This is a genomic window from Altererythrobacter sp. CAU 1644 (assembly GCF_029623755.1).
GTDB lineage: Bacteria > Pseudomonadota > Alphaproteobacteria > Sphingomonadales > Sphingomonadaceae > Erythrobacter > Erythrobacter arenosus.
This window is the reverse complement of record NZ_CP121106.1, coordinates 842,928-869,852: the sequence shown is the minus strand read 5'-3', so window position 1 is coordinate 869,852 and position 26,925 is coordinate 842,928. Positions and strand designations below refer to the sequence as shown.

At 58.8% G+C, this 26,925-nt stretch carries 27 protein-coding genes; 13 read left to right on the top strand and 14 right to left on the bottom strand.

Annotated elements, in window-relative coordinates; all coding sequences use genetic code 11:
* Window positions 1-129 precede the first annotated feature (129 nt).
* Both P7228_RS04305 and P7228_RS04300 read right to left on the bottom strand, forming a co-directional pair.
* Complete coding sequence (locus tag P7228_RS04305; RefSeq protein ID WP_278016984.1) at window positions 130-1,797, bottom strand: recombinase family protein; 1,668 nt, start codon at window positions 1,795-1,797, stop codon at window positions 130-132.
* A complete protein-coding gene (locus tag P7228_RS04300; protein ID WP_278016983.1) occupies window positions 1,790-2,242 on the bottom strand; it encodes a DUF2924 domain-containing protein in 453 nt (150 codons plus the stop codon). Before P7228_RS04300 ends, P7228_RS04305 begins: the two co-directional genes overlap by 8 nt.
* 697 nt (window positions 2,243-2,939) lie before the next feature.
* On the opposite strand from P7228_RS04300, the gene P7228_RS04295 reads away from it, so the two are divergent.
* The 6 genes from P7228_RS04295 to P7228_RS04270 all read left to right on the top strand — a co-directional run bounded on the left by P7228_RS04295 (window position 2,940) and on the right by P7228_RS04270 (window position 6,195).
* Window positions 2,940-3,356, top strand: coding sequence for a hypothetical protein (locus P7228_RS04295; protein ID WP_278016982.1), 417 nt, complete (start codon window positions 2,940-2,942; stop codon window positions 3,354-3,356).
* 236 nt (window positions 3,357-3,592) lie between these two features.
* Window positions 3,593-3,841 carry a cold-shock protein gene (locus P7228_RS04290; protein ID WP_278016981.1) on the top strand — a complete coding sequence of 83 codons (249 nt, stop codon included), beginning with the start codon at window positions 3,593-3,595 and terminating at the stop codon, window positions 3,839-3,841.
* A 66-nt stretch (window positions 3,842-3,907) separates the two neighbouring features.
* Entirely contained in the window at window positions 3,908-4,105 is a 198-nt protein-coding gene (locus tag P7228_RS04285; protein WP_278016980.1) for a hypothetical protein, read from the top strand.
* Window position 4,106: 1 nt separating this feature from the next.
* Entirely contained in the window at window positions 4,107-4,313 is a 207-nt protein-coding gene (locus tag P7228_RS04280) for a hypothetical protein (protein ID WP_278016979.1), read from the top strand.
* Window positions 4,310-4,921, top strand: coding sequence for a DUF2061 domain-containing protein (locus P7228_RS04275; protein ID WP_278016978.1), 612 nt, complete (start codon window positions 4,310-4,312; stop codon window positions 4,919-4,921). The genes P7228_RS04280 and P7228_RS04275 overlap by 4 nt, the downstream gene beginning before the upstream one ends.
* A gap of 200 nt (window positions 4,922-5,121) precedes the next feature.
* On the top strand, window positions 5,122-6,195 hold the full coding sequence (locus P7228_RS04270) for a sensor histidine kinase (protein WP_278016977.1): 1,074 nt from the start codon (window positions 5,122-5,124) through the stop codon (window positions 6,193-6,195).
* A gap of 186 nt (window positions 6,196-6,381) precedes the next feature.
* Here P7228_RS04270 and P7228_RS04265 read toward each other — a convergent pair whose 3' ends face one another.
* The 5 genes from P7228_RS04265 to P7228_RS04245 all read right to left on the bottom strand — a co-directional run bounded on the left by P7228_RS04265 (window position 6,382) and on the right by P7228_RS04245 (window position 12,772).
* On the bottom strand, window positions 6,382-7,767 hold the full coding sequence (locus P7228_RS04265) for a class II fumarate hydratase (protein WP_278016976.1): 1,386 nt from the start codon (window positions 7,765-7,767) through the stop codon (window positions 6,382-6,384).
* 223 nt (window positions 7,768-7,990) lie between these two features.
* Window positions 7,991-8,782, bottom strand: coding sequence for an alpha/beta fold hydrolase (locus P7228_RS04260; RefSeq protein WP_278016975.1), 792 nt, complete (start codon window positions 8,780-8,782; stop codon window positions 7,991-7,993).
* 416 nt (window positions 8,783-9,198) lie between these two features.
* Window positions 9,199-11,247 carry a YadA-like family protein gene (locus tag P7228_RS04255; protein ID WP_278016974.1) on the bottom strand — a complete coding sequence of 683 codons (2,049 nt, stop codon included), beginning with the start codon at window positions 11,245-11,247 and terminating at the stop codon, window positions 9,199-9,201.
* A gap of 261 nt (window positions 11,248-11,508) precedes the next feature.
* Window positions 11,509-12,270 (bottom strand): anti-sigma factor, encoded by a 762-nt coding sequence (locus tag P7228_RS04250; RefSeq protein ID WP_278016973.1) that lies wholly within the window; start codon window positions 12,268-12,270, stop codon window positions 11,509-11,511.
* On the bottom strand, window positions 12,263-12,772 hold the full coding sequence (locus P7228_RS04245; RefSeq protein WP_278016972.1) for a sigma-70 family RNA polymerase sigma factor: 510 nt from the start codon (window positions 12,770-12,772) through the stop codon (window positions 12,263-12,265). The genes P7228_RS04250 and P7228_RS04245 overlap by 8 nt, the downstream gene beginning before the upstream one ends.
* A 95-nt stretch (window positions 12,773-12,867) precedes the next feature.
* On the opposite strand from P7228_RS04245, the gene P7228_RS04240 reads away from it, so the two are divergent.
* On the top strand, window positions 12,868-14,892 hold the full coding sequence (locus P7228_RS04240; protein ID WP_278016971.1) for a copper amine oxidase: 2,025 nt from the start codon (window positions 12,868-12,870) through the stop codon (window positions 14,890-14,892).
* Between the two features lie 102 nt (window positions 14,893-14,994).
* Here P7228_RS04240 and P7228_RS04235 read toward each other — a convergent pair whose 3' ends face one another.
* The 3 genes from P7228_RS04235 to P7228_RS04225 all read right to left on the bottom strand — a co-directional run bounded on the left by P7228_RS04235 (window position 14,995) and on the right by P7228_RS04225 (window position 18,517).
* Window positions 14,995-15,240, bottom strand: a complete 246-nt coding sequence (locus P7228_RS04235) for a hypothetical protein (protein WP_278016970.1) — start codon at window positions 15,238-15,240, stop codon at window positions 14,995-14,997.
* 89 nt (window positions 15,241-15,329) lie between these two features.
* Entirely contained in the window at window positions 15,330-16,250 is a 921-nt protein-coding gene (locus P7228_RS04230) for a DUF4198 domain-containing protein (protein ID WP_278016969.1), read from the bottom strand.
* Window positions 16,251-16,252: 2 nt separating this feature from the next.
* Window positions 16,253-18,517, bottom strand: a complete 2,265-nt coding sequence (locus P7228_RS04225) for a TonB-dependent receptor plug domain-containing protein (RefSeq protein ID WP_278016968.1) — start codon at window positions 18,515-18,517, stop codon at window positions 16,253-16,255.
* A gap of 294 nt (window positions 18,518-18,811) precedes the next feature.
* On the opposite strand from P7228_RS04225, the gene msrB reads away from it, so the two are divergent.
* From msrB to P7228_RS04205, 4 genes are read left to right on the top strand one after another with little or no spacing between them, the layout of a single operon-like run.
* Entirely contained in the window at window positions 18,812-19,258 is a 447-nt protein-coding gene (msrB, locus tag P7228_RS04220; RefSeq protein WP_278016967.1) for a peptide-methionine (R)-S-oxide reductase MsrB, read from the top strand.
* Window positions 19,259-19,285: 27 nt separating this feature from the next.
* Window positions 19,286-19,810: a peptide-methionine (S)-S-oxide reductase MsrA gene (gene msrA / locus P7228_RS04215; RefSeq protein ID WP_278016966.1), complete on the top strand. Its 525-nt coding sequence runs from the start codon at window positions 19,286-19,288 to the stop codon at window positions 19,808-19,810.
* Window positions 19,803-20,273 (top strand): carboxymuconolactone decarboxylase family protein, encoded by a 471-nt coding sequence (locus tag P7228_RS04210; protein ID WP_278016965.1) that lies wholly within the window; start codon window positions 19,803-19,805, stop codon window positions 20,271-20,273. Before msrA ends, P7228_RS04210 begins: the two co-directional genes overlap by 8 nt.
* Window positions 20,274-20,277: 4 nt before the next feature.
* Window positions 20,278-21,531, top strand: coding sequence for a cation:proton antiporter (locus tag P7228_RS04205; protein WP_278016964.1), 1,254 nt, complete (start codon window positions 20,278-20,280; stop codon window positions 21,529-21,531).
* A gap of 192 nt (window positions 21,532-21,723) precedes the next feature.
* Here P7228_RS04205 and P7228_RS04200 read toward each other — a convergent pair whose 3' ends face one another.
* From P7228_RS04200 to P7228_RS04190, 3 genes are read right to left on the bottom strand one after another with little or no spacing between them, the layout of a single operon-like run.
* Complete coding sequence (locus P7228_RS04200) at window positions 21,724-22,659, bottom strand: hypothetical protein (RefSeq protein ID WP_278016963.1); 936 nt, start codon at window positions 22,657-22,659, stop codon at window positions 21,724-21,726.
* A complete protein-coding gene (locus P7228_RS04195; protein WP_278016962.1) occupies window positions 22,656-23,486 on the bottom strand; it encodes a DUF5681 domain-containing protein in 831 nt (276 codons plus the stop codon). Before P7228_RS04195 ends, P7228_RS04200 begins: the two co-directional genes overlap by 4 nt.
* Window positions 23,483-24,808 (bottom strand): site-specific DNA-methyltransferase, encoded by a 1,326-nt coding sequence (locus tag P7228_RS04190; RefSeq protein ID WP_278016961.1) that lies wholly within the window; start codon window positions 24,806-24,808, stop codon window positions 23,483-23,485. The genes P7228_RS04195 and P7228_RS04190 overlap by 4 nt, the downstream gene beginning before the upstream one ends.
* Window positions 24,809-24,912: 104 nt before the next feature.
* Here P7228_RS04190 and P7228_RS04185 point away from each other — a divergent pair, with 104 nt between their 5' ends.
* Window positions 24,913-25,245 carry a helix-turn-helix transcriptional regulator gene (locus tag P7228_RS04185; RefSeq protein WP_278016960.1) on the top strand — a complete coding sequence of 111 codons (333 nt, stop codon included), beginning with the start codon at window positions 24,913-24,915 and terminating at the stop codon, window positions 25,243-25,245.
* A 173-nt stretch (window positions 25,246-25,418) separates the two neighbouring features.
* On the top strand, window positions 25,419-26,072 hold the full coding sequence (locus tag P7228_RS04180; protein ID WP_278016959.1) for an ImmA/IrrE family metallo-endopeptidase: 654 nt from the start codon (window positions 25,419-25,421) through the stop codon (window positions 26,070-26,072).
* Between the two features lie 308 nt (window positions 26,073-26,380).
* On the opposite strand, the gene P7228_RS04175 is transcribed toward P7228_RS04180, so the two are convergent.
* Entirely contained in the window at window positions 26,381-26,905 is a 525-nt protein-coding gene (locus P7228_RS04175) for a flavin reductase family protein (RefSeq protein WP_278016958.1), read from the bottom strand.
* Window positions 26,906-26,925: the final 20 nt, after the last annotated feature.

The window sequence follows — 26,925 nt, the reverse complement described above, 5'->3', positions numbered from 1 at the left end:
GCCCGCAATTCCGGGGCTTTGCTGGGTTGGATACGAATAGGGCTGGAAGCGGAGACCCGCTGACCAACTCATTCGAGGCGAGAACGAGCTAAGTTCTCCGCGCTCGATTTAGTGACCTACTGCTTTGATTTAGGAAGGATCGAAGCTCAGGGCCCTTCGCTGGTCTGCCCAGCGCAATGGGAGATCTCCCATGCGCCACAGGCTGCGTGCGCTGATTTTCTTAGGCTGCGTTCCATGCAGGATACCGCGCACGATGCTAGGGTCGAGGTAACTCAGTCTTGCTAGCCGCTGGAGATGCCTGAGCCGGGTGGTCTTCATCGACTTCGTCTCGGATTCACTCATCGCGAGCAGAGCATCGCGGGCTTGAAAGGCCCGGCCAAGTAGCTCCACCATGCGTTGGTCTCGTTCGACCTTGTCTTGGAGGGTAGGGACCAATCGCAGACGCGGTTCGTGGCCATAAGTCTGGCGATCAATCGGGACAGCAAACTGAGCTACGGTTCGCTCTGCATGCTCTTCATCCTCAAGGTCCAGTGCCTCGCTAGGGCTAAAGGTGCCTTTGATGCGTTTATCGCTGACTGATATTTTGAGCTTCAGCTTCCTTAGATCAGCGCGTGCTTCTCCGTTTGGTGCGCTTTGGATGTCAACAGACAGCTCACCGGCCTTCTCAAAGATCGACTGCTTCCTGTCTGCTGGTTGACCTTCGGCCAGCTTTTGCAGGTTGGGTTGGTCATTCAGCCATTGGGCCACTGCGCTACGAACTGACTGTTCGATTTCGCCAGCAGGTAATCTTAATGCTGGCGCGCCTGGATCATCGTTGAGGTTGGAAGCGTAGTAAGTGTAGCGTCTACCATGGTTCTGCGTGTGAGTGGGCGACATGGGTCTACCGCGATCATCTCGGATCATGCCGGCCAGCAGTGATACCCTTCGATGCGATCCCGCTTTACCATCTGATGTTGTGTTTGCTTTCAGTTTTTCCTGGACAGCATCGAACAACTCACGATCAATAATCGCCTCGTGCAGACCGGGATAGACTTTATCCTTGTGCCTGATCTTTCCGACATAGATCGGGTTGGATAAGAGCCATTTGAGTGCGCCGCGCCTGAAGGGCAAGCCGCCTGATACGTTTCCTTTCTTTGACACGCGCCTTTTGCTGACAAAGCCGTCGCGCTCCAGCTCCTGCACAAGTGATCTGATTGAGCTCGACTTGAGATAGCGCTGCATGATTATTCGGACAGTCTCGGCCTCCTCAGGAAGGGGAACGAGCTTGCGCTCAACAGCGTCGTAGCCAAGCGGCAAACCGCCTCCCATCCACATGCCTTTCGCCTTGGATGCCGCGATCTTGTCCCGAATGCGCTCCGCTCCGACCTCGCGTTCAAACTGTGCAAAGGAAAGCAGCACATTCAGGGTCAACCGGCCCATTGAACTAGTTGTAGAGAAGGCCTGAGTCACGCTCACGAATGAAGCTTCAGCCTCGTCCAGTACATCTACGATCTTGGCAAAGTCCGCCAGGCTCCGCGTTAAACGATCGATCTTATAGACGACGACCACATCCACCTTGCCGTTCTCAACATCGGCTAAGAGCTGTTTAAGTGCAGGGCGCTCCAAGGTGCCGCCCGAGTGGCCCCCATCGTCGTAGAGATCAGGGATAAGCGTCCAACCCTCATGCTGTTGGCTCATGACATAGGCTGCACACGCTTCGCGCTGGGCATCAAGGCTATTGAATTCCTTGTCCAAGCCCTCATCGGTCGACTTGCGCGTATAAATGGCGCAGCGCATTTGCTTCTCGCGGCTAGCCATTGGCGGCGATCTTCAGTTCGCCAAGGCGCGGACTGGCAAGACCAAAGAAGCGCGGACCGGACCACTTGGCACCGGTTATGTACTGCGCCACTGCACTGAGCGAGCCAAACGTCTTGCCGCGATACTCGAAGCCGCTTTCGAGCACGATCACCTCATGCACATCGCCATGCCAGGTCCGTGAGAGCCATGTCCCTGGTTTAGCTTGCGTGGAGACTCGACCTTCTTTGCGGCGCTCGTCCTTGCGACCTAATGAGGACATTTGTCTCAATTCAGCTTTGGTGAGCTTGCCTTGCTCTTTTTCTTGGTACTTTGCAGCAAGTGCTCGGGTCATGAGGGCCAACCCAAAGGCGGGCGGTGCAGCAGATCCAAAAGTCCTGCGCCACTCTTGATGGAGCTCGGCAGGCGTCATTCTCTCGAGCGTTTCGATCTTTGCATCCACCGTCATCACATTCTCCTGACAGCCATGGATGCTCGAATGTCCGCACTAGTCGAGTTCTTTCTACCAGCATTCGACCATTCTCATTTTGTTGGATGCTGAATGGCGGAAATGCGCCCTAATTTTGGACATTCGAGACCGGCGCCCAAGAGCCTGAGAGCCGAAGGGCCGCTTGCAAGCCGCGATTACGTCTGATCCAGTGCCTATGATTGAGTAGGAAGCGGTCTTTGACACTGTACCGCACCATTTTGTGATTTTGGTCGCTTGGTCAACTTGACCTTGCAGTCCGCTCATCCGGAAAGCGGCCATCGAGATTCGATCTCAGAGCCTCGCGTTTAAGTCGCGCAAGCCGTCACCCAGGTTGCAACCATCCCCGCCACACACCATCTTGGATACAGCTACCAGTCGCAATCGACGGTTCAAGGCGTTCACTCGTAGAACGCCAACTCCCTTCAGTTTCGCCTTTTAGTTGCTCTGCGGCCAATTCTGGCGCGCGGAGTCATGTGAAGGAATGACCATGCAGCATCTCGGCAAGACATTATGCCAGCAGGCCACCAAGTGAACGCCCGGCACTCAGACGGCCCCAGCTACTTTGCCGGCCTGTTTCCAGTGCTGTTCCTCTGAGCAATATTCTGGTGGTTCGCCTTCTGAGCACCGCGGTCTGCGTCAACTCCGGCACCCGGCAACAAACGCAAAGGAAATCCCAATGAGAAATCTGCCTCTCGCGGCAATCGCCGCATCGTCAATCCTCGCACTCGCCGCCTGCGCCGGGACTGGAAACGCGCCGATGAATACCGGCGAGCGAATCTCGCAACAAGGAAATCAGATCAATCAATATGGCGATGCATGGTCATCCGGCCGGGCGGATGTCGCCGAGGGTGAGCGGACCATCTCGAAGAGCGACCGCAGCATCGAACGGGCGCAATCGCAGATGGCCGATGCTCGCGAAGCACTGGCCAGCGCCGAAGACCGGCTGCGCGCTGCGCAGCAGGACAAGGACGCGGCCGAACGGCTTGTTGCCAACGGAAGCGAAGAAATGCGCCAGGCCGAGGAAGATTATGCAGCAGTCAGGGCAGGACCCTCCGCCGACCCCGCAAACCTCCGCGACACCCCGGACAACTAGGCAACCCCGTTGGGCTGGGCTTCTCAAGATGCCTGTTTTTCGGTCGGTCGCATAAGGCGCTCACAAGGGCCCGCCGGGCTTGTAAAGCGCAGTCCAGTCTCCATATTAAAGTACAGCTACCAGTCGCAATCGACGGTCACTGCTTCCACCTTCGGAAGCCCTTTCCTTCAGTTTCGCCTCTTAGTCGCAGCTGGGTCTATTCTGGCGCGCTGCACACTCGTTCGAAGGAATGACAGATGACAAATTATGGCAAGATCAAGAACTATGACAGCAGCTCGGGCACCGGCTCGATCACCCCTGAAGCAGGTGGTGACGCGCTGCGGTTCAAGAAGGCGGACCTGCAGCAGGAAGCTGCGATGCCGAAGGTCGATCAGCGTTTCAGCTACGAAACCAGCCAGGCCGATGGCGGCAAGGAATGTGCCGTGAACCTGCAGCATCAGCAGGGTGACGGCCAGGAGGAACAGGCCAGCAAGCAGCAGGGCTGACACCGACACACGGAGGCCGGGAGCATTGCGCTCCCGGCTCTTGTACCCAGGACATTTCCGATGCCGATGAACAAATTTCTCTTCGATCACCAGTTGGCGGCAATGAAGGTCGACGGCTCTGGCACTGCCGAGGAACGCAGCGCCAAGGCCGAGCTGGTCGGCAGCCGTGCGAGGCGGATGGCCGATTGGCGCAAGGCGAATGGCCTGCCCAACGCTGGCTGGCCGCGGGACGAACGGCCCGAAGTAGCCGAGAAGGACATTTGAGATGAGCGACCAGTCAACCACAGCCGTTCCCAACCAGGTTGGAACCAACGCGTGGGAAAGCGAAGGCGGTGCCCTCAAGCCGAAACCTGCGACCGATCTGCCGGAAGGGATCATCGCGGTTACGTCAAACGAGTACCGGGTCGGGCAGTATCGTTACACCAACCTGGACGACGCAATGGCAGAGCAGCGCCGCCAAGCGGCAAAATGAGCGAACCGGGCGCAGGGCATCCGGTCACACGCGGTTCGCAGCGGCAATCCATGCGAGAACGTCCGGAGAAGCCCTTCTTTGGCCCGGAAACACCCCGGCTCGATCCGCCGGAACGGCCTGCCATCAAGCCCTGGCGCTCTGTCGCCAAGGCTGTTTCATGGCGCGTGGTTGGCACCATCGACACACTGCTTCTCTCATTCCTCCTGATAACCTATCTCGGACCGATCTTTGGAGCGCCTGTCGCCACTGGCGATGCCCTGGAGACGGCGGGATACATCGCGATCACCGAGGTGGTGACGAAGTTCATCCTCTATTTCCTGCACGAGCGGGCCTGGTCGCTCACCGGCTGGGGTATCGTTTTTCGCAAGGACCGACATCGCGAGACGATGAGACGGACGAGCATCAAGACCGGGCTGTGGCGTTTTATCGCGTCGCTAGACACCTTCGCCCTCGCTTGGTTCTTCACCGGGAGCGTAGCAACAGCTGCTTCGATTGGCGGCTTGGAGATCTTCACCAAGCTGGTGCTGTATTTCTTTCACGAGCGGATCTGGGCCCGCCTACCGTTCGGGCTTGCCGAGCAGGACCCGCAAGCGAAGGCAACGGGCTGACCTCGCCGGATGCCACTGCCAACCGGGCGGCCAAATGGTAACTGCCAAGATATAGTGGGGCGCATTGCACCGCGCCGTGTTACAAGCGGTTTGCCGATCGCTGGCGACCGTTAGTCGACGGCGACAGCTCGGCCTAGCCGAACGAGCCGGAATTACCCGCGAACTGCGCTGTGCCGGTCTACTAACGAAAGGGGGCTCCAATGGCCCCGCCACCCACACCCGCTGCCGACCCCGTGACCAGTCTTGCTGAGGCTATGGTCGTCAACTCCGATACCCCGCTGATCATGCTGGATGAGAACCTCACGGTCATCGCCGCCAGCCTGTCGTTCTGCCGTGCATTCGGCATGGACTGCGCATTGCTGCCGGGCAGGTCCATTCTTACCATGGGCGAAGGCGAATGGGATATTGCCCGCTTGCGTTCGCTGTTGCGTGCGACGAGTTCGGGCGGAGCCGATATCGACAATTATGAAATGATGCTGCCTGCGGCAAAGGGCCGTTTGGATCGGTTTCTCAAGCTTTCGGCGCACAGGCTCGAATATCAGGGTGCGCAAGACATCCGCCTGCTCCTGACGGTTGTCGATATGACCGAGGCGGAGCTGTCGCGGAGGGAGATGGAGAGCCTGGTCGCCAACAACGTGATGCTGATGCAGGAACTCCAGCACCGGGTGGCCAATAGCCTCCAGATCATCGCTTCGGTGCTGATGCAATCAGCCCGCCGGGTGAGCAATGACGAGACGCGGAACCACCTGCAGATGGCGCAGAACCGCGTCCTCTCGATCGCCACGATCCAGAAGCAGCTTTCGCGGTCTGGATCGGACGACGTCAAACTGCTGCCTTATCTGGAGCAGCTTTGCGAGAGCATCGGGATTTCGATGATCGCGGACCCCGAAATCCTGACAATCGACGTTGATGTCGTGGATGAGAGCGTGAGTTCGGCCGATTCAGTGAGTCTGGGTTTGATCGTCACCGAACTGGTTATCAACGCGCTCAAGCACGCCTATCCTATCGATCATGGCGGGACGATAAGCGTTCGCTACGTGACAACAGGTCGCGGGTGGACGCTGGAAGTCGAAGACAATGGCATCGGGATGCCCGTGGGAGACAAGCCTCAGGCCGTCGCCGGCCTTGGGACCAGCATCGTCGAAGCGCTTGCACGGCAGCTACAGGCCAAGGTTTCTATATCAGGCGCCGAACCGGGCACGCGCATATCCATCCGGCACGAGGATGCGGAAAGAACGAACGCCGTGCCGATGCCGAAGGTATCAGCACTTTAGCCAAGAGATGGCAGATATCGGGCCGTGGGAGAATCCCCTCAATTGAGATAAATGAAGGCGAAAAGCCAAGAGTCGAAGAATGATCGGCCAATTCAAGCATTCTGGCCATCATCGTAACGGCAGCCTTCCGCGTTCCGATCGTCGAATGAAGCAAGCCGGTGATCGACCGAAAGGCCATTCACGATCTTAGACCATTTTGCTCGGCTGGACGAGGCGCTCAAAGGTTTCATCATCGACGAGGCCGAGTTCCAATCCAGCTTCTTTGAGCGTCTGGCCATTTTCCAACGCGTGTTTGGCGATTTTAGCGGCGGCATCGTACCCAATTTCGGGAACCAGCGCGGTGACCAGCATCAGAGAGCGTTCGACCAGTTCGGCAATCCGCTCCTCGTTCGGCTCGATCCCTTCGATGCAGCGGTGCGCGAAGCTGTCCATTCCCACGGCGAGCAATTCTATTGATCGCAGAACGTTGGATCCGATCAGTGGCATGTAGGTGTTCAATTCGAACTGGCCCTGCATTCCGCCTACCGTGACAGCCTGGTGATTACCTATCACTTGGGCGGCAACCATCGTCAGCATCTCGATCTGCGTTGGATTGACCTTGCCGGGCATGATCGAACTTCCGGGTTCGTTCGCCGGTAGCGATAATTCACCCAGGCCGGAGCGCGGACCCGAGGAGAGCAGGCGGATGTCGTTGGCAATCTTGTTCAGCGCAACGGCGAGCGTATTGAGCGCGCCCGAAAATGAAACGAGGCCGTCCTTTGCTGCGAGTTGCTCAAAGGAGTTCTCGGCCGGCCGGAATTGCTCACCGGTAATGTCACAAATTTCCGCTACGATGTCGCTGCGCCAGCCTTCAGGCGCGTTTAGCCCGGTTCCAACCGCTGTCCCGCCGATTGCGAGAACGCCGAGGTCGCGATCGAGAGAAGTCTGGATACGCTCACGGCAACTGGCAATCTGCGCGGCATAGCCAGAAAATTCCTGACCCAGTGTTAACGGTGTTGCATCCTGCGTATGCGTGCGTCCGATTTTGACTATATCAGCGAACGCCCGAGCCTTGGCGTCGAGCGCAGAATGCAGCGTGTTGATGGCAGGTATCAGTTGTTCGCGCGAGGTCTGGGTCGCCGCTATGTGTAAAGCAGTGGGAAAGCTATCGTTAGAACTTTGCGACTTGTTGACGTGATCGTTCGGGTGGACTGGTTGCTTACCCCCGCGTGTCCCAGCAAGACTCTCATTGGCGATCCCGGCGATTACCTCGTTGACATTCATGTTGGTCTGCGTGCCGCTGCCAGTCTGGAAGATGGTGAGCGGGAACTGGTCGTCAAAATCGGCAGCCCTCACAGCCTTCGCCGCTGTCTCGATCGCCTCCGCCAACACCGGATCGAGTCCATGTTTGCGGTTCACCCGTGCTGCGGCCTGCTTGACCGCTACTTGCGCATGCACGATCTGGATCGGCATGCGCTGGTGTGCCGGGAAGGGGAAGTTCAGCAGGCTGCGCTGCGTCTGCGCGCCCCAGTAGGCGGTCGCAGGAACATCAATCGGTCCAATGCTGTCGATTTCAGTGCGTGTTTCGCTCATGGAACTGCCCAGTACACCTTCGGTGACCGATAACCTAAATGCTCATCAAGGAGTTTTAAACAAACCCGCCACTTTTGCTAGCTCGAGCAGCAGTTTGATGGCAGTTTATCTACGCTGATAAACTAGAAGCGGAACTTCGCCAATCGGCACAACGAAGAACCTTACAATGTGACTACGCTCCCTTTGCATAAGCCGTCGATTTGCTAACCGGCCAGTTGCAGTATTATTTCGATTCCGAAATGCTCGTTGCATCCAGGATCACGCGAACGGTCTCCTCTGGCTGATCCCACATCGGGAAGTGTCCGCTACGCTCGAACCAGTGCATCGTCGCATCAGGGAAGGCTTTGATCGCGCGATCCGCCTGCTGCGGTAGACACAGCCGATCCTTACGTCCCCAGCCGATGACAACGGGCGCAGCCGTGTTCGCAGGGCCCTCCTGCATTGCGCCGTTGGCGAGATCCTTAACAAGCGAATTGACGGTGTGCGTATTAGCCAATGATTTCAGTTCACGCGCAACGAATGCCGGGTCGAGCGCCCACGGCCTTGCAGAGAGCTGGGCCATGAGTACGGTCCGTCCTGCGACATTTCCGGTGATAGCAGGAAGCACCGGCCGCAGCGCGCGAACCAGAGCAATTGATGGCGTTATGGTGGCTTTGAAGAAGGTGCGCTCCCACCCCTGCCAGAAGCCGCCCGGATCCAGTGCGACAACCGCGCCCGCTTGGCCGCGCCGCGCCATCTCGAGCACTAGGCGAGCACCCAGCGAGCTGCCAACCATATCAATGCCTGTGAAATTCTCCGCGCCGAGCCATTCGTCCAGACTGCGCGCGAGCCCTTCGAACGTGCCGCTGTCGGCCTCTTCGCGTGTCTTCCCATGGCCGGGCAGGTCTACGGCAATTACCTCCCTGACTTGAGAAAGCGCAGCCGAGATAATGTCCCACGAGTCGCAGGTCGCCCCTAGTCCATGGACGAGGAGGAGGGGTTTTCCGCGCCCAGTGCGCGTGTAGTGCATGGTCATGTAGTGGTAACGTCTCGCACCGACTTATGGCCCCGTGAATGTCTATATTGCCGAAGGCGAGGCCAAGAGCGGACGGTCCGCTTCCGGCCCTGATCGGTCATTCAGAGTTTGCTTGCGGAAACGCCCGAATCTGGGCCGGAAGCGGATAGTCCGTTTTATTGTCTCATGAGCGAAAGCGGCCGTTTGAGTGCCTCAGCCTAAGGAAACCTTGCCCACTCGGTCTCGATGGGGCCGCCCAATCGGGTGACATTTGCTTTAGACCGGAAGGCGAGAGCGTGCCTTCAATCGACAAGTCATGCAGAGGAGTCCTGAGCTCTCGGTTCAAGGGAAGTTACCAAGAAAAAGGGGCCGGAACCTGTCTGGTCCCGACCCCATTCCATCCTGGTCCACAGGATGACGTCACGGCAGGTAGTTACTTACCATGACGCTTGGAATCCGGCGCGTGCCCCCACTTCGCCGGAATCAAAGCCAACACCGACACCGCCTGTAAACACGGTGCTTTCGCTGATCCGGTAGGCAATCGAGGCCGAACCGGCAACGCGGTCGTTGTAATAGCCGAATCCGCCCGCGAGGCCGAATGTCTTGCCCGGCATCACGATCGGCGATTCCATCGCCAGTGCGAGAGCGGCACCCTCGTTGGCACGGCGCGCTTCGAGGCTATTTTCGTTTGCCAGATCGAACAGCAAGGTCTGGCGATCCTGCAACTGACTAATCGCCATCGAATTGTTAGCGATGAGCATGCTGTTCGTCTGCACATCGGTAAAGCTGGCGAGATTGCTTATGCCCCCCGAACTGCTGACCCCCAGCGTGCCGTTCGAATCGGTCGTGACGAATGCCAGCGGTCCAACCTGCGAACCAGTGCTGGTATCGAGCGAAGCAACCACGACCTGACCGTCATTGGTGGCAGTGGCACCATTGCCGATCGCGACGGAGTTGGCGCCCGATGCAACGGCCTGATTGCCCATCGCAATCGAACCGTCGCCGCTTGCGGTGGCTGCTTCACCAACCGCGACCGAGCGAACACCCGAGGCTGTCGCCAGGTGACCCAGAGCAGTGGCTCTTTCGGCCGTGGCATTCGTACGCCAACCGAATGCGGTGGCACCCGGACCGACCGCGGAAGATTGACCACCGACCACTGTAGTCGAAGGCCCGCTAGCAATGGTCTGGAAGCCTGCTGCTCCGTCGCGATTGCCGCCGATAGCGATAGAGTCGCCACCCTCGGCAAGCGCGGTGTTTCCGATGGCAATCGCGTTGCTCCCGGAAGCGACCGCATCCTCTGCGCCGGCGAAGCTCTGGTCACCTGAAGCGGTCGTCTGGTGGCCGACGGCGGTGCCCATTGCTCCCGACGCTACGGCCTGCCAGCCGAGCGCAGTCGCTCCCGGTGTGGTCGCGAGGCTCTCGCCACCAATGGCAGTCGTCGAGTTGCCCATTGCGAGGGCGCTATCGCCCACCGCGAGCGCGTCGATGCCATTGGCTATCGACTCGTTACCGATTGCCGTGGCGAAATCGGTTTGCGCATCGGCATTCTCACCGACCGCAACCGATCGTACGCCCTGGGCGGTGGCTAGATGGCCGATAGCCGTCGCTCGCTCCGCCAAGGCGTTGGACCGCCACCCGAAGGCGGTTGCACCCGGCCCGGTGGCAACACTTTCCCCACCGACCGCGGTCGTCGAGTTGCCCATTGCGACTGAAGTATCGCCAACCGCGAGCGCATCAATGCCGTTGGCAATCGATTCATTCCCGATGGCGGTCGCAAAGTCGGTCTGCGCATCGGCATTCTCGCCGATTGCAGTCGAGCGAATGCCTTGTGCTGTTGCGAGGTGTCCGATTGCAGTAGCTCGCTCTGCCGTTGCGGCTGCTCGCCAGCCGAATGTCGTCGCACCCGGCCCGATCGCCTGTGCCTGTCCGCCGACCACAGTGGTCGAAGGTCCACTGGCGATTGTTGCTGTGCCGCCCGCACCATCGCGATTGCCACCAATGGCGATCGAGTCGCCGCCGGTTGCCTGCGCTGTGTTGCCGATGGCGATCGAGTTACTTCCAGACGCCACCGAGTCTTCGCCACCGGCGAAGCTCTGGTCGCCCGATGCAGTTGACTGGTGGCCGACTGCGGTGCCCATGGCACCAGTGGCCTGTGCCTGCCAGCCGATCGCCGTTGCCCCCGGGGTGGTCGCATCACTTTCACCACCGATAGCCACCGTCGAGGGCGCACTGGCGGTTGCGGGATCGGTCCCGGCGTCGTCACCGCCGATAGCTACCGCATCGGTTCCCGTTGCAGAGGCACCATTGCCGACCGCTGTTGCGCCGTCGGCTCCACCGGTATCGGAATCGGTGCCGCATTCGGTCGATTCGACACCGGTGCCGTCATTGCATTCGGGGGTCGCGTCGGCTTGCGCCTGACTCGAAATGGCAAGCATCGCCGAGCCAGCCAGCAGCGCGGCCACGGTACGTTTTTCCTGATATGTCATTGCAGTTTCCCTTCCTATTGGACCAGAAAGCCGCCTGACGCGGGTCGTCTCCTCCACCGGATGCCGAGTAATCAGCGGCAGTCTTCTCGCTGCCTGTTATCGTCGCCACGCGATGACCTACGTGTGTCGGCCTGCCATTCGATGTGAATGACGCGCGCAGCTACACCGCAGCTATCCAATCGGATGCAGTGGACTGAAAATATTCTCGGAATCGACACAACTTACAGTGTCGGGCCCTGAATGAGGGGAAGAATGCCTCGTTCAGACCTCGTCGAGCGCGCCAGCCAGCAGGATCGGAGGGGTGGGTGCCTCGTGCCGCGTTCCGACGTCTTCCTCGAAAGTTACCGCCAGCGTCGCTCCTCGAGCAAGCAGCCCGGATTCCTCATCCGAGAGGTCGCGGCGGAAATCGCCTTCCTCCGGAATGTAGCCGAGCGATACGGGCGCGCCGCCCTCCGGAATAACCCAGAGCTCGGGGGCCTGCCCTTCTTCCGCTGTAAGTCCGGTGATATTGAGCGCCAGTCGGCGGTTTTCCGTATCGATCACGCTCGCCAGCCTGCGACCACTTTCCTCGTCCTGCAATTGGGCGACGAGCTGGCGCGAAGGAGCGGGCGCGACGACGGGCGGCGCTTCGACGCCCGGCCCCGACGGCGCGGTGGTCCACATGAATATACCGAAGGCGGCCATTGCGGCACCGGCAAGTGCAGTTGCGATGCTCCATCCAGCCGGCCGCGCCATAGGCTGTTCGATCGGCATGACACCAGAACCTTCGCGCTCGCCTGCTTCCGCGGCATCAAGCCTTGCAACTATTCCGCGCCAAACATCGGCGGACGCTTGGAACTCACCGGCCGCTTCTGCCATCGCGCCGAGTTTCCATTCCCACCATTCGACTGCGCTTGCGAAATCGGGCCTCGAAAGTTGCGCGCGACGCGCCTCGTTCAATTCCCCGCCTTCGAGCGTGCCGAGTACATATTCGCCCGCGAGCAGGAACGGATCGTCGAGTTCGGGTTCGGTCGGGTCAGCCATCGAGACAGCCCCTCAGTCCGGCGAGCCCGCGCCTTATCCAGCTCTTCATCGTGCCAAGCGGGACCTTGACTTTCTCGGCGAGCTCGGAATGCGAGTAGCCGTCGAAAAAGGCCAGCACGATCGAGCGCCTGTGGTCCTGCTGCAATCCCTCGAGGCATCGCCGAAGCGCTTCGCTGTCTTCGAGGTTGCACAGCCACTCATCTGCAGGAACGACGTCTTCATCGACGACCTCAGGAAGTTCGTCCCCTGCGATCTCCCGGTTGCGGTTCGAGTGCCTGAGTTCGTTGAGTGCAGCGTTTCGCGCGATCGTGCAGAGCCAAGTTATCGGGCTTCCCTTGGCCGCATCGAAACGTCCGGCACGGCGCCATGCCTTCACATAGACATCCTGGAGCAGGTCTTCGGTTCGCTCGCGGCTTCGCACGATCCGAACGATCGTGCCGAAGAGCTTGGCAGAGGTCATTTCATAGACCGTCGCCAGCGCGTTGCGATCGCCGCTGGCCATCGCTTGCATCGCCCTATCAAGCCTTTCCCGGCGCAGTTCCATAATGTGCCCCCTGAGCATCGGCGATCTTACGCGCAACTCATTGGGTTACAAGGGTGGATAACGTGGAGGGGAGTTGCGGAGCAAGCCAAGTCCCAATAATACAACTCAGATCTTGGCTGCTTGCAAATTGTTTCCCCCCTTTGTCCCGAATGAGACCCGCCACCATGTTGCGTTTTTGCAAATTCCTGATCGTGATTGCACTTCTACCCCTGATGGCTGCTGCTCCGGCTCAGGCGCACGGGGCCGATCAGAAGCATCCACTCGACGGGCTGGACTCGGACGAAATTTCACTCGCGGTCGAGTTGTTGCGCGCTCGAGGTCACGCAACAGACCGGACGCTGTTTCACTATGTCGGCCTGGTCGATCCACCCAAGAGTAGGGTGTTGGCAGCACTGTCCCATGTTCCAACGCAGAGGCAAGCAGTCGCAATTGTCAGGAAAGACGCAAAGACGTTCGAAGCAATGATCGACCTGACAGGTCGAAAGGTGGATTCCTGGGGCGAAATCGATGGAGTTCAGCCCAATATTTTGAATACCGAATGGGCGTTGGCCAATCGCCTTGTTCGCGGCGATCAGCGATGGCGCTCAGCAATGGAACGCCGCGGCATCCGCGATTTCGATCAGGTCTATTGCGCGACGCTGACGGTCGGGAATTTCGACAACGCCGAAACGCGTCGGTTGGTGCGCATGCCCTGTTACGACATTTCGGCAGGCGGACCCAATATTTATGCGCGGCCCATAGAGGGAGTCGAAGCAACCGTCGACCTTGACCGGGAGGCCGTTGCAAGCGTCTATGAGGGTCCGATAATAGCAGGTTCCAAGAGCGATTTGGGTTTGGGGCGTTCAGTCGCAGACGCCGGTAGCCTTGTAACGCGCGACCAAGTCGAAGTCCTGCCCGAAATGAATGCATCCATGGTCGAATGGGGAAACTGGTCGTTCCATCTGCGAAACGATTTCCGTTTCGGACCAATCCTCTCGCTGATCCAGTTCGGTCACAAGGGTGAGAGGCGTAGCGTCCTCTATCAAGCCAGCCTCTCGGAACTCGTAGTTCCCTACATGTCGGAAGATCGATCCTGGTTCTACCGGACCTACATGGATGTCGGCGAGTACGGATTTGGTGCTGCATCGCGACTGATCCCGGGGCAGGACTGTCCCAATGGCGCCAGGATGATCTCGAGCACCTTTGCGAATGACGCGGGCCAGCCCTACTCGATTGCGAACAACGCCTGTCTCTTTGTTCGATCGTCTGAACAACCTTTGTGGCGTCACAGCGAGATCTATAACTCCTCGCGCTCGATAGAACCGGGGCGGGAGCTGGTGTTGCGAACCATCCCGACGGTCGGGAACTATGATTACATTATCGACTGGGTCTTCGCTGCGACCGGCGAGATACGTATCGAAGTGGGTGCCACCGGAATTCTCGCCGTTCGCGGAATTGATCGGTCTGCGCATTTCTCGGACGACGCGGCCCGTATCGCGCCCGATCTGGAAGCCGTCAATCACGACCATTTTTTCTCGTTCCGGCTCGACTTCGATATCGAAAGCAAAAATAACCGGGTCCAGATCGATCGAATAGTGCCTGCCGAGGACAGCGACCTTTCTCCCCGCAGGATATGGAAAACTGACTCCACGCCGGTGACTGTCGAAGGTGCGTTGCTTGCCGGACCCGATGTGCTCGGTTGGCGAGTCACGAACAATGGTGTGCTCAATTCGCTGGGTCAGCATCCAGGGTACCAGGTGCTCAAAGGTCCGTCCGCGACTTCGATTTATTCGGACGGAGACTGGTCGCTCGCCCGTTCGCGATTTTCAACCGCCCCCATCTGGATCACCCGGTTCAATCCCGGCGAGCAATTCGCTGCAGGACGCTTCCCCAACCAGAGCACGCCCGATCGCGGCCTGCCCGAATATCTGAATGGCGAAAGCGTCTCCGACGCGGACGTCGTCCTTTGGCCTACACTCGGAATGCGGCACGTGCCGAGACCCGAAGAATGGCCTATCATGCCGACGATGACGCGAAGTATCGTGATAAGGCCCTTCGGCTTTCAATCGAGCAATCCTGCACTCTCTTCGGTCGAATAGTCCTGGAGATGGACTCAAGCCAATGAAAAGCCCGCAACCAATAGCTGCGGGCTCTTCTTCTGACCATGAATTGGCCAGCTTACTTCGTTGCGAAAAAAGTCGTTACGAAGATTCTGGATCAGAGGCCGGACGGGTCCGGTTCTTGGCGTCGTCGGAAGTCTGATTTCCGTCCACGCCCTTTTCTCCGTCGGTCAGACCGCGGGCATCGGCGTTCTTCGCACCGGATGCCCCAGCATTATCTTGACCAAACTCGGCGGAGTCAGCCGGTTGGGCATGACCCTTTGCAAATGCGGGAGACGCCGCGAATGCGAGCGCTCCCGCGGTGGCTATCAGAATAGTCTTCTTCATATCGAAGTCCTCTCTACTACGTTTGCCATTGTTCTAATCAGCCTGAGCGACCTGCAATGGCACATGCAGCTCAGGTAAACTACGGAGATTCAATGCGTTTGTTCCGAAGAACTCTCCTCGCTTGGCGTTTTCGCCAGGTCGGAACCCATGCTGTTGCGCTTGGAGAGTACGAGGCTGCTGAATATGGTTTCGTAGTCTCCGCGCTCGTCGTTCTTGATCGGCCATGACCAGATCGTGCTGATCATCCAGTTACCTTCATGCGGAAGTTCGAGGTGCGCTATTCCATGAGAGTCTGTCTTTGACGCCGCAGTTGGCCAGTCATTCGAAGCCAGATCGTTGAGAATGACACGCGCTCCGTCGAGAGGGCGTCCATTGAAAAGCAATTGGACTGGAAGGAGACGCTCGCAACCGCCAGCCATCGGAATACATTGCGGGACGATTTCGAGATTCAATCCGAGCGGCGTAGTCGCGATGTCGCTTTCGCCTGCGCTATCACCGGCCAAGATCAATTTTGCTGTACGATGGTAGATTTCACGCCCGACCTCGTCGAGCAGCCCGCGCGTTTCCCTGTCTTCGATCGAAGCGGCCAGCCCTTGTTGTCTCAGGTATTCATTGAAGGCTTTGGGCGACATCTCATTGGTGAAGGCAAATGTCGTCAGGGCCATGACATGAGTGCCCGACTCATTGAGCGCGAGATCGAAACCCTTGTCGGCTTCGATCTCGTGTGTCTTGGAAGCTCCGGAAGAAGGGCTGGGAGCGACAACAACGGCCCTGCGAACCCAGATCGGAAGTGGAGTCAGATCGACCGTCCTCCGTTCGCTACCATGACCGATCTGCAGCGTAACCTCGACCGCGTCATCGCTCTTGGGCTCGGCATTTGAAAGCTCGAGCCATCCATCATGGGCAGAGGACGAAGTCGCGCCAAGAAGCCCGGTCGCCAGTAAGATGCCTAGTATCGATTGTGTGAAACGCATTGAAGGTTTTCCCAAATGATGGAGTTGCGCGGTCATGATCAGAATGTGCCGCTCACGGAAAATCGGAAAATGAGGCCCTTGTTTCGCTCTCGCCGCTCGATGAAATCAATTTCCCTGCCACGACGCGCCACGAAGCGGGTCCGGTCGACCTGCTGAAAGTCTCCCAGCGACTGTTCGACCGTTGCCTTGATCCCAATTCCGGCAAACACGTCCTTGTGCTCGACGAACACTGAACCCACGGCCCCCTGTCGAAACACGGAGAACTCGTCGAAACGGAAATCGGCGGCTCGTCGGACATATTCGAGATTGCCGCCCCAGACCCAATTGCTGCCGGAAACGTCGTGGCGGAAGCCGATGTCGACCAGATGACGCAAATTGTTGGAGATCCGCCGTTCCCGGCCTGTCACCGGATCTTCAAGCTCGCTTTCCTGTAGTTGAATTCTCGCGTCTAGCCGCATTCCCCTGGTCAGGATTCCGGAAAGATCCAGGGTGCTGTCCCATTCGACCCCGTATAGCCATGCCGACTCGATATTGCCGATGGCATCCCCAAGGTCACCGACTGGAATCCGGTCAACCAAATCACTGATATCCCGCGCGAAGATCCGCACGGTCGAGCGGGTAATTCCTGAAAACTGCTTGGTCGCGCCGATCTCGAAATCCCAGCTCTGCGGGGGACGAAGGTCTGGATTGGCGAGGTTCTGCTGGTCATCCGTAAGGTTCACCGAGGCGAGGAAATCGATGAACTCGATCTGCCCGATGCGTCGTTCCACTTCGGCGAAGACCTTAAGGTCCTCGCTTGCCTGCCAGTTGACGGTGACGACTCCCTTGGGACGGAAAAATCGCCTGTTGCTGAGTGTGTTGCCGGTCTGCTCGATCCACGATACCTCGCCGCCCGCTGTGGCCTGCAGAGCGACGTCGCGTGCAACCTGCCCGGAATAGGACAGCGTGGCTTCAACACGCTCTTCCTCGATCGTTCCGTCGCTTCCGCTCAACGGTATTTCCGTCCGGTCTCCATCCGGGCCAACGAATTCGAGCAACGTGTCGTTGCGAAACCGGTTGAACCCGTATTCGCCCGCGATGAGCCAGTTGCCCGACTTTCCGCCAAAGCGCTGCTCGGCTCGAAAAGTTGTCTGCCGCTCCTGGCGGTCTTCGGTGAAAACAGTCGCGCTGGCTGATTGGGTCGCGGCAATCTCGGTCGTCACGCTCGTGGTGACCGGCAAGCTTTCTTCGCGGCGCACGCCAATCAGTTTCAAAGTGCCGCCAATGAATGGGAACTGGTAGTCCGCGGACACCTCCCAGGACCGCTCGCGCTGCCGCTGGGCAAGCGTCCTGGTCTGCTCCATCGGGTCGCCAGTCAGGCGAAACGAAACTTCCTCGAAGTCGAAATAGGATCGTGCCGCTGCGAAACTCACGTTTCCTTCGTGAGAATTGGACCCTTCGTAGCGAAGATTGCCGCTGATGCGGGGGCGATCCAGATCGAGCTCGAACACTTCATCACGACGATCGACCAGCGAACCATCGGCCAGAAAAACCAGTTCCGGTCCGGCTGCCCCGTCGCGCAGCGAAGTGTTCTCGAAACCGAAGGTATATTCGAATGGCCCGCTACTGCCGCTTAGCGAGACTGAACCGTCGAGCAATACGGGGTCGGTTCGCCGGATTCGGAAAACGGGATTCCATGAGAATTGCCCCGATAGGTCATTTGTGCCCGTTACGATATTCACGGCATCGCCAGCGACGCCGACGATATTGAAATCTGCAGCGTCGCCGATTTCGATGCGGATCACATCTTCGAACGGGATGCGCCTGAGCGTCGCCACCACATCGTCGAGTTTGCCCGTAACGCGGCGACCATTGATCAGAACATTCGTTTCATTGGTACCGATCCCTCGCCGGGTCTCGACTTCTCGGATGTTGAAACCAGGTATCAGTTCGACCGCGTCTAGGGCGGTTTGCGGTGAATATTGATCGAATGCGTCTGCGGAGATGATCTCGGGCGAGGATGCAACGTCGGATAAAGCCGGATCAGGGATTTGAGCCAAGGGTTGTGCGCGGGCGTCGGTGCTCGGCACAATGCCGAGTATTACTAGGGCCAAGGCTGCAAGGCTCGGGGGGCCACGACCCGGATAGCGGACAGAGCAAATGGTCCGCATCGAGGTGGACTTTCGGGGCCTGTCCGTAGTTTTTCTTGCGTGCATGCAGGAGTAGCAACACCGGAAACGACACATTGGATGCACTTGACGCCAATTTTCTTTAGGACCGATCGATCTAAGGGCGAGATCTGAGCCCTCCCGAAGTGCGATCACTGAACGGTTTCATTGCGCCGCTCAGGCCTTGGGTCGGCAGGAGGCTGCCACCTGCCAGAACTTGTTATGGCATGGGAAAATTCACCGTCCGACACTCGATCCGGCAGATCGGAAAGCTGTGCCGTCTGACACCGATGCTCGCTACGTCACCGTCGTCCCGGCCTCGATCATCGAGAAGAATATCGATCCTGAAGAAACAATTCGCCGGTCTGGACCGTATTAACAATGCACACTCCCAGATTCACGCATGAAGGTTTGGGGCAACCAATCGGATCAAGAGAAGTGCCCATATCCATGACCTACAAGAAGAACGACGCTGCCATCGCGCAGCTCACGCCAGAGCAGTTTCGCGTTACTCAGGAAAACGGCACCGAGCGCCCTGGTTCCAGCGAATACCTCGATAACAAGGAGCCAGGCATCTATGTCGATATCGTAAGCGGCGAACCGCTTTTCGCGTCTTCCGACAAATACGAGTCCGGATGTGGATGGCCCAGCTTCACCAAACCTATCGACAAGGGCAATCTGAACGAGCTGCGCGACAAGAGCCACGGCATGGTCCGCACCGAGGTCCGTTCCGCTCATGGAGACAGCCATCTCGGCCACGTCTTTCCCGATGGGCCGCAGGATCGCGGCGGCCTGCGCTATTGTATCAACTCCGCAGCTTTGCGCTTTGTCCCGCGTGATCAGATGGAGGGTGAAGGATACGGCGATTATCTCGACCAGGTCGAGGACATCGGTTGAAACAGGCACAAACCAGGTAGAAAGATCATGACTGACGAGAAAGCGCGAGCGATCCTCGCTGGAGGCTGTTTCTGGGGAATGCAGGATCTCATCCGAAAGCGTGATGGGGTCACCGCGACTCGCGTCGGCTACACAGGCGGGGACAACGACAATCCCACCTGTCGCAACCATCCCGGACATGCCGAGGCAATCGAAATCGAATACGACCCGGACGTGGTGAGCTATCGCGACCTGCTCGAATTGTTCTTCCAGATCCACGACCCGACGACGAAGAACCGCCAGGGCGGCGATGTCGGTACATCTTACCGCTCGGAGATATTCTATCTTGACGACGAACAGCGCCGCATGGCGCTCGACACTATCGAGGACGTCAACGTTTCCGGCCTTTGGCCCGGACCGGTGGTGACGAGAGTTTCCCCGGCCCAAGATTTCTGGGAGGCGGAACCCGAGCACCAGGACTATCTCGAACGCTATCCGAACGGATACAGCTGTCACTTCCCCCGTGCGGATTGGAAACTGCCCCGAAGAGAAGGAGCGACCAGCGATGCCTGACGCCGAACCGAAATTCGAGGACCGCCGTTTCGATCCGGACCTCACCCCGTTCCATGATCTCGCCAAACAATTGGCCGGGGCGTTCGGCTACACCGCCGACCTCGATCTCGACGGAAAACTCGCCCAGCTACTGCGCCTGCGCGTAGCTCAGTTGAATACATGTTCTTATTGCCTGATACTGCATTCGAAGGCGGCGCGTGACCAGGATATCGAGACCGCGAAGATCGACAATCTCGCTAGTTGGTGGGAGAGCGATCTCTACTCGCCTCCGGAACGGGCGGCGCTTGCCTATTGCGATGCACTAACCGCTGGTAAGGGGCGCGATTTCCAACCGGTGCACGACGAGGTCGCGGAACATTTCTCTCAAAAGGAGATCGCGGAAATGGCCGCCATCGTCATCAACATGAACCTCTGGACGCGGCTGAAGCTGGCGCAGGGAGCCACTCCCGTCTTCGAACGATAGGCGAATGAACTATTTCGTCCTGGCTGGGCTGCTCCTCGTCGTACTCGTCTTTGCTGCGTTATCGAAGCGGGCCGAGATGTCGGTTGTAACGATGCCGATCATATTCACTGGCCTCGGTTGGCTGACCTATTTGCTCGGCGCCGAGCTGATCGGCAGAGGAGATGGGCGCGGAGTCCTGCACCTGTTCGCAGAGGTGACACTAATCCTAGTGCTGTTCGCCGACGCCACGCGGGTCAGGATCGGGGAGTTGCTCGGCAATGCGGGCATTCCGGCGCGGATGCTGCTCATCGGGATGCCACTGACTATTGCGCTAGGAACACTATTGGCGATGTGGGTCTCGCCCGATCAACCATGGGCGCTCGGCCTGCTGGTCGCGGCGATCCTGACGCCGACCGATGCGGCGCTCGGCCAGGCCGTGGTATCCGACAAGGCCATCCCGCAGCGTCTGCGGCAGGGTGTGCTGGTCGAAAGCGGTCTCAATGACGGCCTCGCCCTGCCGGTGGTGATCATCGCCGCGCTGGCTGCGGTCGGTCAGGCTGGTGGTATGGATGGCGAAAGCGCTTCCAGTCTCGTCGGTTTCGGGCTCAAGCAGGTCGTCCTGGGTCCGATCGCCGGGATCGTCGTTGGATGGAGCGCTGCCTGGCTCCTGGACCTTGCCGTGCGCCGCGGCTTCGCTACCGAAGCCTATCAAGGCATATACTTCCTCGCCGCAGCCTTCCTGTGCTTTGTCGGAGCCGAGGCGATCGGCGGTAACGGGCTCATCGCGGCCTTTGTGGGAGGGCTGGTTTTCGGCAACCGGCTGTCGTGTTCGAGCCATTTCGTTTCCGAATTCATGGAGACGGAAGGCCAGCTGTTCACGATGGCAACCTTCTTCGTGTTCGGCGCCGTGCTGGCACCGTTTGGGTGGGAGCATGCGGGCTGGCGCACGCTGGTTCTGGCGATCGGTTTCCTCACTTTCGTTCGGGTCGTTCCGATCGTGCTCTCGCTGTCGGGGACCGGGTTGCGCCTGCTTGAGAAGTTCTTCCTGGGATGGTTCGGTCCGCGTGGTCTCGCGTCAATCTTGTTCGCTCTCCTGGTGCTCGAAAGCTACGCCATTCCTGGCGCTGACGAACTGCTGGCCTGCGTCACCCTGACCGTCCTGCTGAGTATCCTCCTTCACGGCACGAGCGCCCACCCCGTGGCAGCACGTTTCGCCGAGGCCTGCGAGACGAGTGCCAGCGCTACCGCGATGGGCGACGAAGCGGCGGAGCGGGCGTGACGAGCGCGACTTTGAAAGCGGCCCAGGCGCAGGTGCTTCCCCTTTCAGCGCATCGTCAATGGAAGGCTGCTTGAAGCACAGCCATGAGCAATCAGACCCGCAATTTTTGGCCGCCGGCAACTAGAACATCAATGTCAGCTTTCAGGCATTCTCATTCGCTTCTGAAATGACCGACTTGAGGGCGCAAAGCAGTCATAACGTGCGAATGAGCTTGCGAAGCACAGATTGCCACCCGGACTTGTGCGGAATACGGTGAACGAACGGATCGCGCCGTTTAATGAGCTCGGTCCTGCTAAGCTGGCTCAACTTCTCCCAGTCTGTCTCAAAGACATAGATCGCATTCCCGTATTCGAGGGATTCGAGCACCGCGGCCCGCTCGCCGAACTTCGCGCCGAAATAGCGCGCGAATTTCCCCGTCCCAACAATGAAGCCGTCGTGGCCAAGTCGATCAAGGGTCTTGACCCGCTCTTTTGCAACCTCGAGCCGTGCTTCGCCTGCACCGCTGTGTGATGCAAGATGTGCCAGGACGCGATCCGCCGACCCGGTTGGCAAGAGCTCCCAATCGACGTGCTGGATGTTTGCGAATTCCTCGTCGCTCATGTCGGCGTCGAACAGCTGGGCATCACCGACTGCTTCCCGCAGCAGTTTCACATTCTGTACAAGATGCCAGGCGAAGTTTGGATCCACGCGATCAAGCGGCTGGTCCACCCGAAAACGGACAAACGCACCGTCATTGAGAGGTTCAAGAACCGTTGCCGTGATCGTCAGTAATCGTGCAGGATGATGGTCGCGCGGGTAGGCCTTGGTCGTCCAGTTGACCGAGTGGTAGCTGCCGCTGTTCCAGCTGGGTACGTATGCGGAGATTTCGCGATCTTCCATCGGCAGATCCTTGCGTACCTGGTCCCAGCCATCGAGATTGCGAAGCGCCTGGATCCCGCAGCTAGGCGGCGGCGGGGCAGGCGGGCCTGCGAGGATCCCGCCATCATCAAAGAGCAGTCCAAGATGACTGTAGCGGTCGATATCCTTGCGCATGAGAGTCTGGACCGTCGCGACGACGATCCTGTCACCCTTGATCTGGTCCAATTGGCGCTGGAGGGCCTTGCTGATCTTGACCTTGCGACCGCTCATTTGCTTTGCTCCGCTTCATCGCTGTTGGTTGCGTTTGAGACTCCGGGATAGAACCTGTCCTGGAGCCGCTTGCGATATCGATCGGGCAAAGGTTCGTTTATCCGGTCATACATTTCGGTGTATCGTTCCCAGAACCCCGCGGTTGATCGCATGTGGCCAATCGGCGGTTCTTTCATTGCCGCGCATTCGCGGTAGGCAGAGGCATGCATTGACACATCCGCCTGCAGCTCGTCGCGGAACTCGAGCATGCGATCCCAGCGCTTCTTTTCCTCGGGCGTCATCGGTCCTTCGTAGCGGACCTCCGCCTTGCGAATGTCGACGATTACGTCATCCGGATGCGGAATAGGTTCAGGGACCTCCAACCCGTGCTTGCGGGCATGGGCGATTGCCTGCTCCCAGTTCCATTTATACTCGCAGGCGGTGTCGAAATAGCTTGAACGGATCTGGCGGTCTTCTTCCTCGATCCCGCGCACCAACTCGGTCATGGTTGCCTGGGCCAGGCGGTTACCCTTCATCGCTGAGACCCCCATCGAGCGGAACACCGCTTTGATCACTGGTAGATCGACGAATTTCTCGCCTTCGCGGATGGTGACGGTGCGGTAGGCTTCCTCGAGCAGCATCTGGTTGGCGGGCTGGGTCCCGAAGTCCATACCTTGGCCCCTGGGAGGCTTGTTTTTCGCGCCTTTCGGCCGACCGTTGGGATTGCCGGACTGACCTTTCTGGAACCGGTGTTCGGAAGGCGGCCTGCCGTAGCCGACCTCGTAGCGGTCGGAACGGTTGCCATATTCGCCGGGTTCGGTGTCGGGCTGGCGGGCTGGCTTGTTCATTCTGCGACCTCCAGGGCGAGGTCGCAGCGCTCGTCGGTGACATCCTCAAAGCTGGCGCCGGTTTCAGCGAGGACAGCCTGCTTGCCGGTATAAGTCTGCCAGCGGCGAATGATGGTGTCGCAGTAGAGCGGATCATACTCGATGAGCCGTGCGGCGCGGCCTGTCTTCTCAGCGGCAATCAGCGTCGAGCCCGAGCCTCCAAACCCGTCTAACACAATCTCGCCGCGGCGCGAGCAGTCGCGGATCGCATCTGCCACCAGGGCGACAGGTTTGACCGTTGGATGCATGGCCAATTCATCAGAGCGGTCAGCGCCCATTGAGCTGATCCCTGCATAGTCCCACACATTGGTGCGATACCGGCCAGTCTCGCCCAAGCCGAAGCTGTTGGTGTGCCGGGCCGTGCCCTGCTTGAAGACGAAGATCAGCTCATGCTTCGAACGGTAAAAGGCGCCCATGCCGCCATTGGTCTTGTTCCAAACAACCAGGTTCTTGAGCTCTGTGAAGGCTGTTTCACCAGCTTCAAGCAGTTCACCCATGTGGCGCCAGTCCATGCAGACAAAGGCAATTGCCCCGTCGCGCATGACCCGCGCCAAATTGCCAAGCGTTTCGGTAAGGAATCGCGTGAACTGGCTGCGGTTCATTTCGCCCGATGCGAAGGCGAACTCGCGGTGCTTGACCGAGCCGAGGCCACAGACATTGCCGTCGATCGCGACATTGTAGGGGGGATCAGTAAAGACAAGGTCGGCCGTCTGCCCGTCCATCAGCCGGTCCATGGCCTCGGCATTTCGCGTATCGCCGCAGAGCAGGCGATGGCGACCAAGGAGCCACAGGTCACCCAATGCACAAACTGCCAATCCGGTGGTCTCGGGGACGACATCTTCCGGAGCATCGGTTCCGTCTGGCTTGGCCTCGCTGGCGCTATCAAGAGCGAAGTCGATCTCGGCGAGGCTGAAGCCGGTGACCTCAAGATCAAAGTCGAGGTCGATCAGGCCCTGGAGCTCGATCGCAAGAATCTCGCTGTCCCATCCAGCATTGAGCGCGAGTTTGTTGTCCGCAAGCACATAGGCCCGCCGCTCGGCTTCACTGAGATGAGATAGGGCAAGGGTGGGCACCGAAGTCCAGCCCAGGACCTTCGCCGCCTCGACCCGACCATGGCCTGCGATGATTTGGCCATTGTCGGATACGAGCACCGGGTTGGTAAACCCGAAGCGCTCGATCGACGAGGCGATCTGCTTGATCTGCTTCCTGGAATGCGTGCGCGCATTGCGCGAGTAGGGTTTGAGCGACGCAATGTCGCGCTCGACCAGCGATGTGTTTCCCATGTGCGACCCCGAATCATTGTGAACGAGATCGGCATTATAGACTAAACGCTTGCAAAAGTCAATCAGGTGGCATAATATCGGTATTTCAGATTAAACGAGTTCTTATGAGCTTTGCCAGCAAACTCCACGATCTTCGCATCGCCCATCGCCGCTCGCTCCAGGATGTCGCCGACGCGGTTGGCGTCACCAAGGCGCACGTCTTCAACCTCGAAAAGGGCAAGACTGCGAACCCTTCCATGGAGATCGTCGTCAACCTCGCCGAATACTTTCGGGTGCGGGTGTCCGATCTCGTAGGGGAGAACCCTCACAACGAAGACGAGCCTGCCGAAATGGTCGCCATGTTCCGCGACCTCAAGAGCCTTGACGAAAGCGATCGGCAGACAATTCAAATGCTGATGGAAACGATGAAGAGAAAGCGCAAGGACAAGCGCAGTTGAGCTTCAGTCGTCTCGATCTTGACGGGGTCGGGTCTCCGACCGGTATCGCTGAGCTGATCCATCAGCTTCAACCCGATCTCCCGCTCGACTTTTCAATCGAAGCCTTGTGCAAGCAGCTCGATATTGTCGGGATCGAACAGATGGACACTTCTGCATTCGAAGCAGCCTTGATCATGGATGCCAACAAGGCTTCGGGTTCGATCCTCCTTGCGCGAGGCAGTAGCCCGAAGCGTCAGAGGTACTCTATCGGCCATGAGCTTGGCCACTTTCTCATTCCTACACATCGACCACGCGAGAGCGAGCAATTCGCCTGCTCGCATGCGGATCTGCGCGCATCCGACACCAAGGAGAAAGATCGTCACAGGCGGATCGAAGCAGAGGCCAATCGCTTTGCTGCCAGCCTGCTGATGCCTCCCAGGAAGATCCGCGCTCAGCTCCAGTCGCGACAACCTGATCTTGCCGAGGTCGTGCGCCTCGCGCGCGATTTCCGCGTCAGCAAGGAAGCGATGGCGCGCAGCTACGTCGATGCTCATCGTGAAACGCTGGCCGTCGTTATCCTCAAGGATGGGCATATCGACCGCACGTACCGGCCCGACGACTTCCCTTGGGTCGAACCAAGAATAGGCACGCAGGTGCCGTACGATTCAATTGCTTCGGATCACCGTCTGATGCCAGGCGAGTTATCTGAGGTGGAAGAATGCGACCCGGAAACCTGGCTTGGGGAACGCGCTTCGCGATCCGTCGAAGTGCTATGCGAACAGATTCTTTGCCAACGCAATGGCTATGCGACCATTTTGCTTCACGCTGAGCTCGGCGAAGAGGGCTGACCACACATCGGCTGACCGCGTCTTGCAGTTTGATAATGTGATCGCTGTTAGCTGCCGACCTATTCCCTGCTCGTCGCAAAATGCTTCCCTGATCCTCACCTGATAATTCCCTGTTCCGTCTGCAGGGAATTTCATTCCAGAAATGGCAGAATTCTGCCGTTCTCAAAGGGCGGGAGACTTGGATTCTGGGCTGGAAAAATCCGAATTCCCTGTAAATTCCCTGTTTATCAGGGAAAACAGAGGCGAGACTGGTTAGGTCGCGACTGCGCCATTCACCACCTTATCTCCGGATCGAACACGAAATTCCGTCAATCTTCGGACAGGATCCCTGTGCCGATCGAGTGGAAGCCGCGGTTGTAGTAGAGCAGCGGCGAGGCGCTCTCCGCCAACCGCAGTGCGCGCAACTCTCCGAAAAAGACGCTGTGGGTCGCGACCTCCGCCACTTCGACGATCTCGCAATCGAGCGCGATCGCTGCGTCCTGCATTACCGGGGCGCCGGTCGCGAGCATATCCCAGGCGCTGCTGGCGAAACGTTCGTCAAGGGTCGAGCCCGCATTGGCGAAGAGCCGCGACAAGGCATCGTGGCGGTCGCTCAGCACGTTGACGCACATCACGCCGTTGGACTTCAGCCGCGAATTCATGAGGGTCGAGCGATGGATGCAAGCGAGGATCGTCGCCGGCTCGTCGGAAACGCTGGCGACCGCCGATGCGGTCATACCGTGGCGCCCTTCGGGACCATCGGTGGTAATGACGCTGACTGCGGTCGCGATGCGCGCCATCGCCGCGCGAAACTCGTCGCGCCCGATCGGGGGAATGGTTGGCCTATCGGTCATGCTCGTGCGTGCCTAGCGGA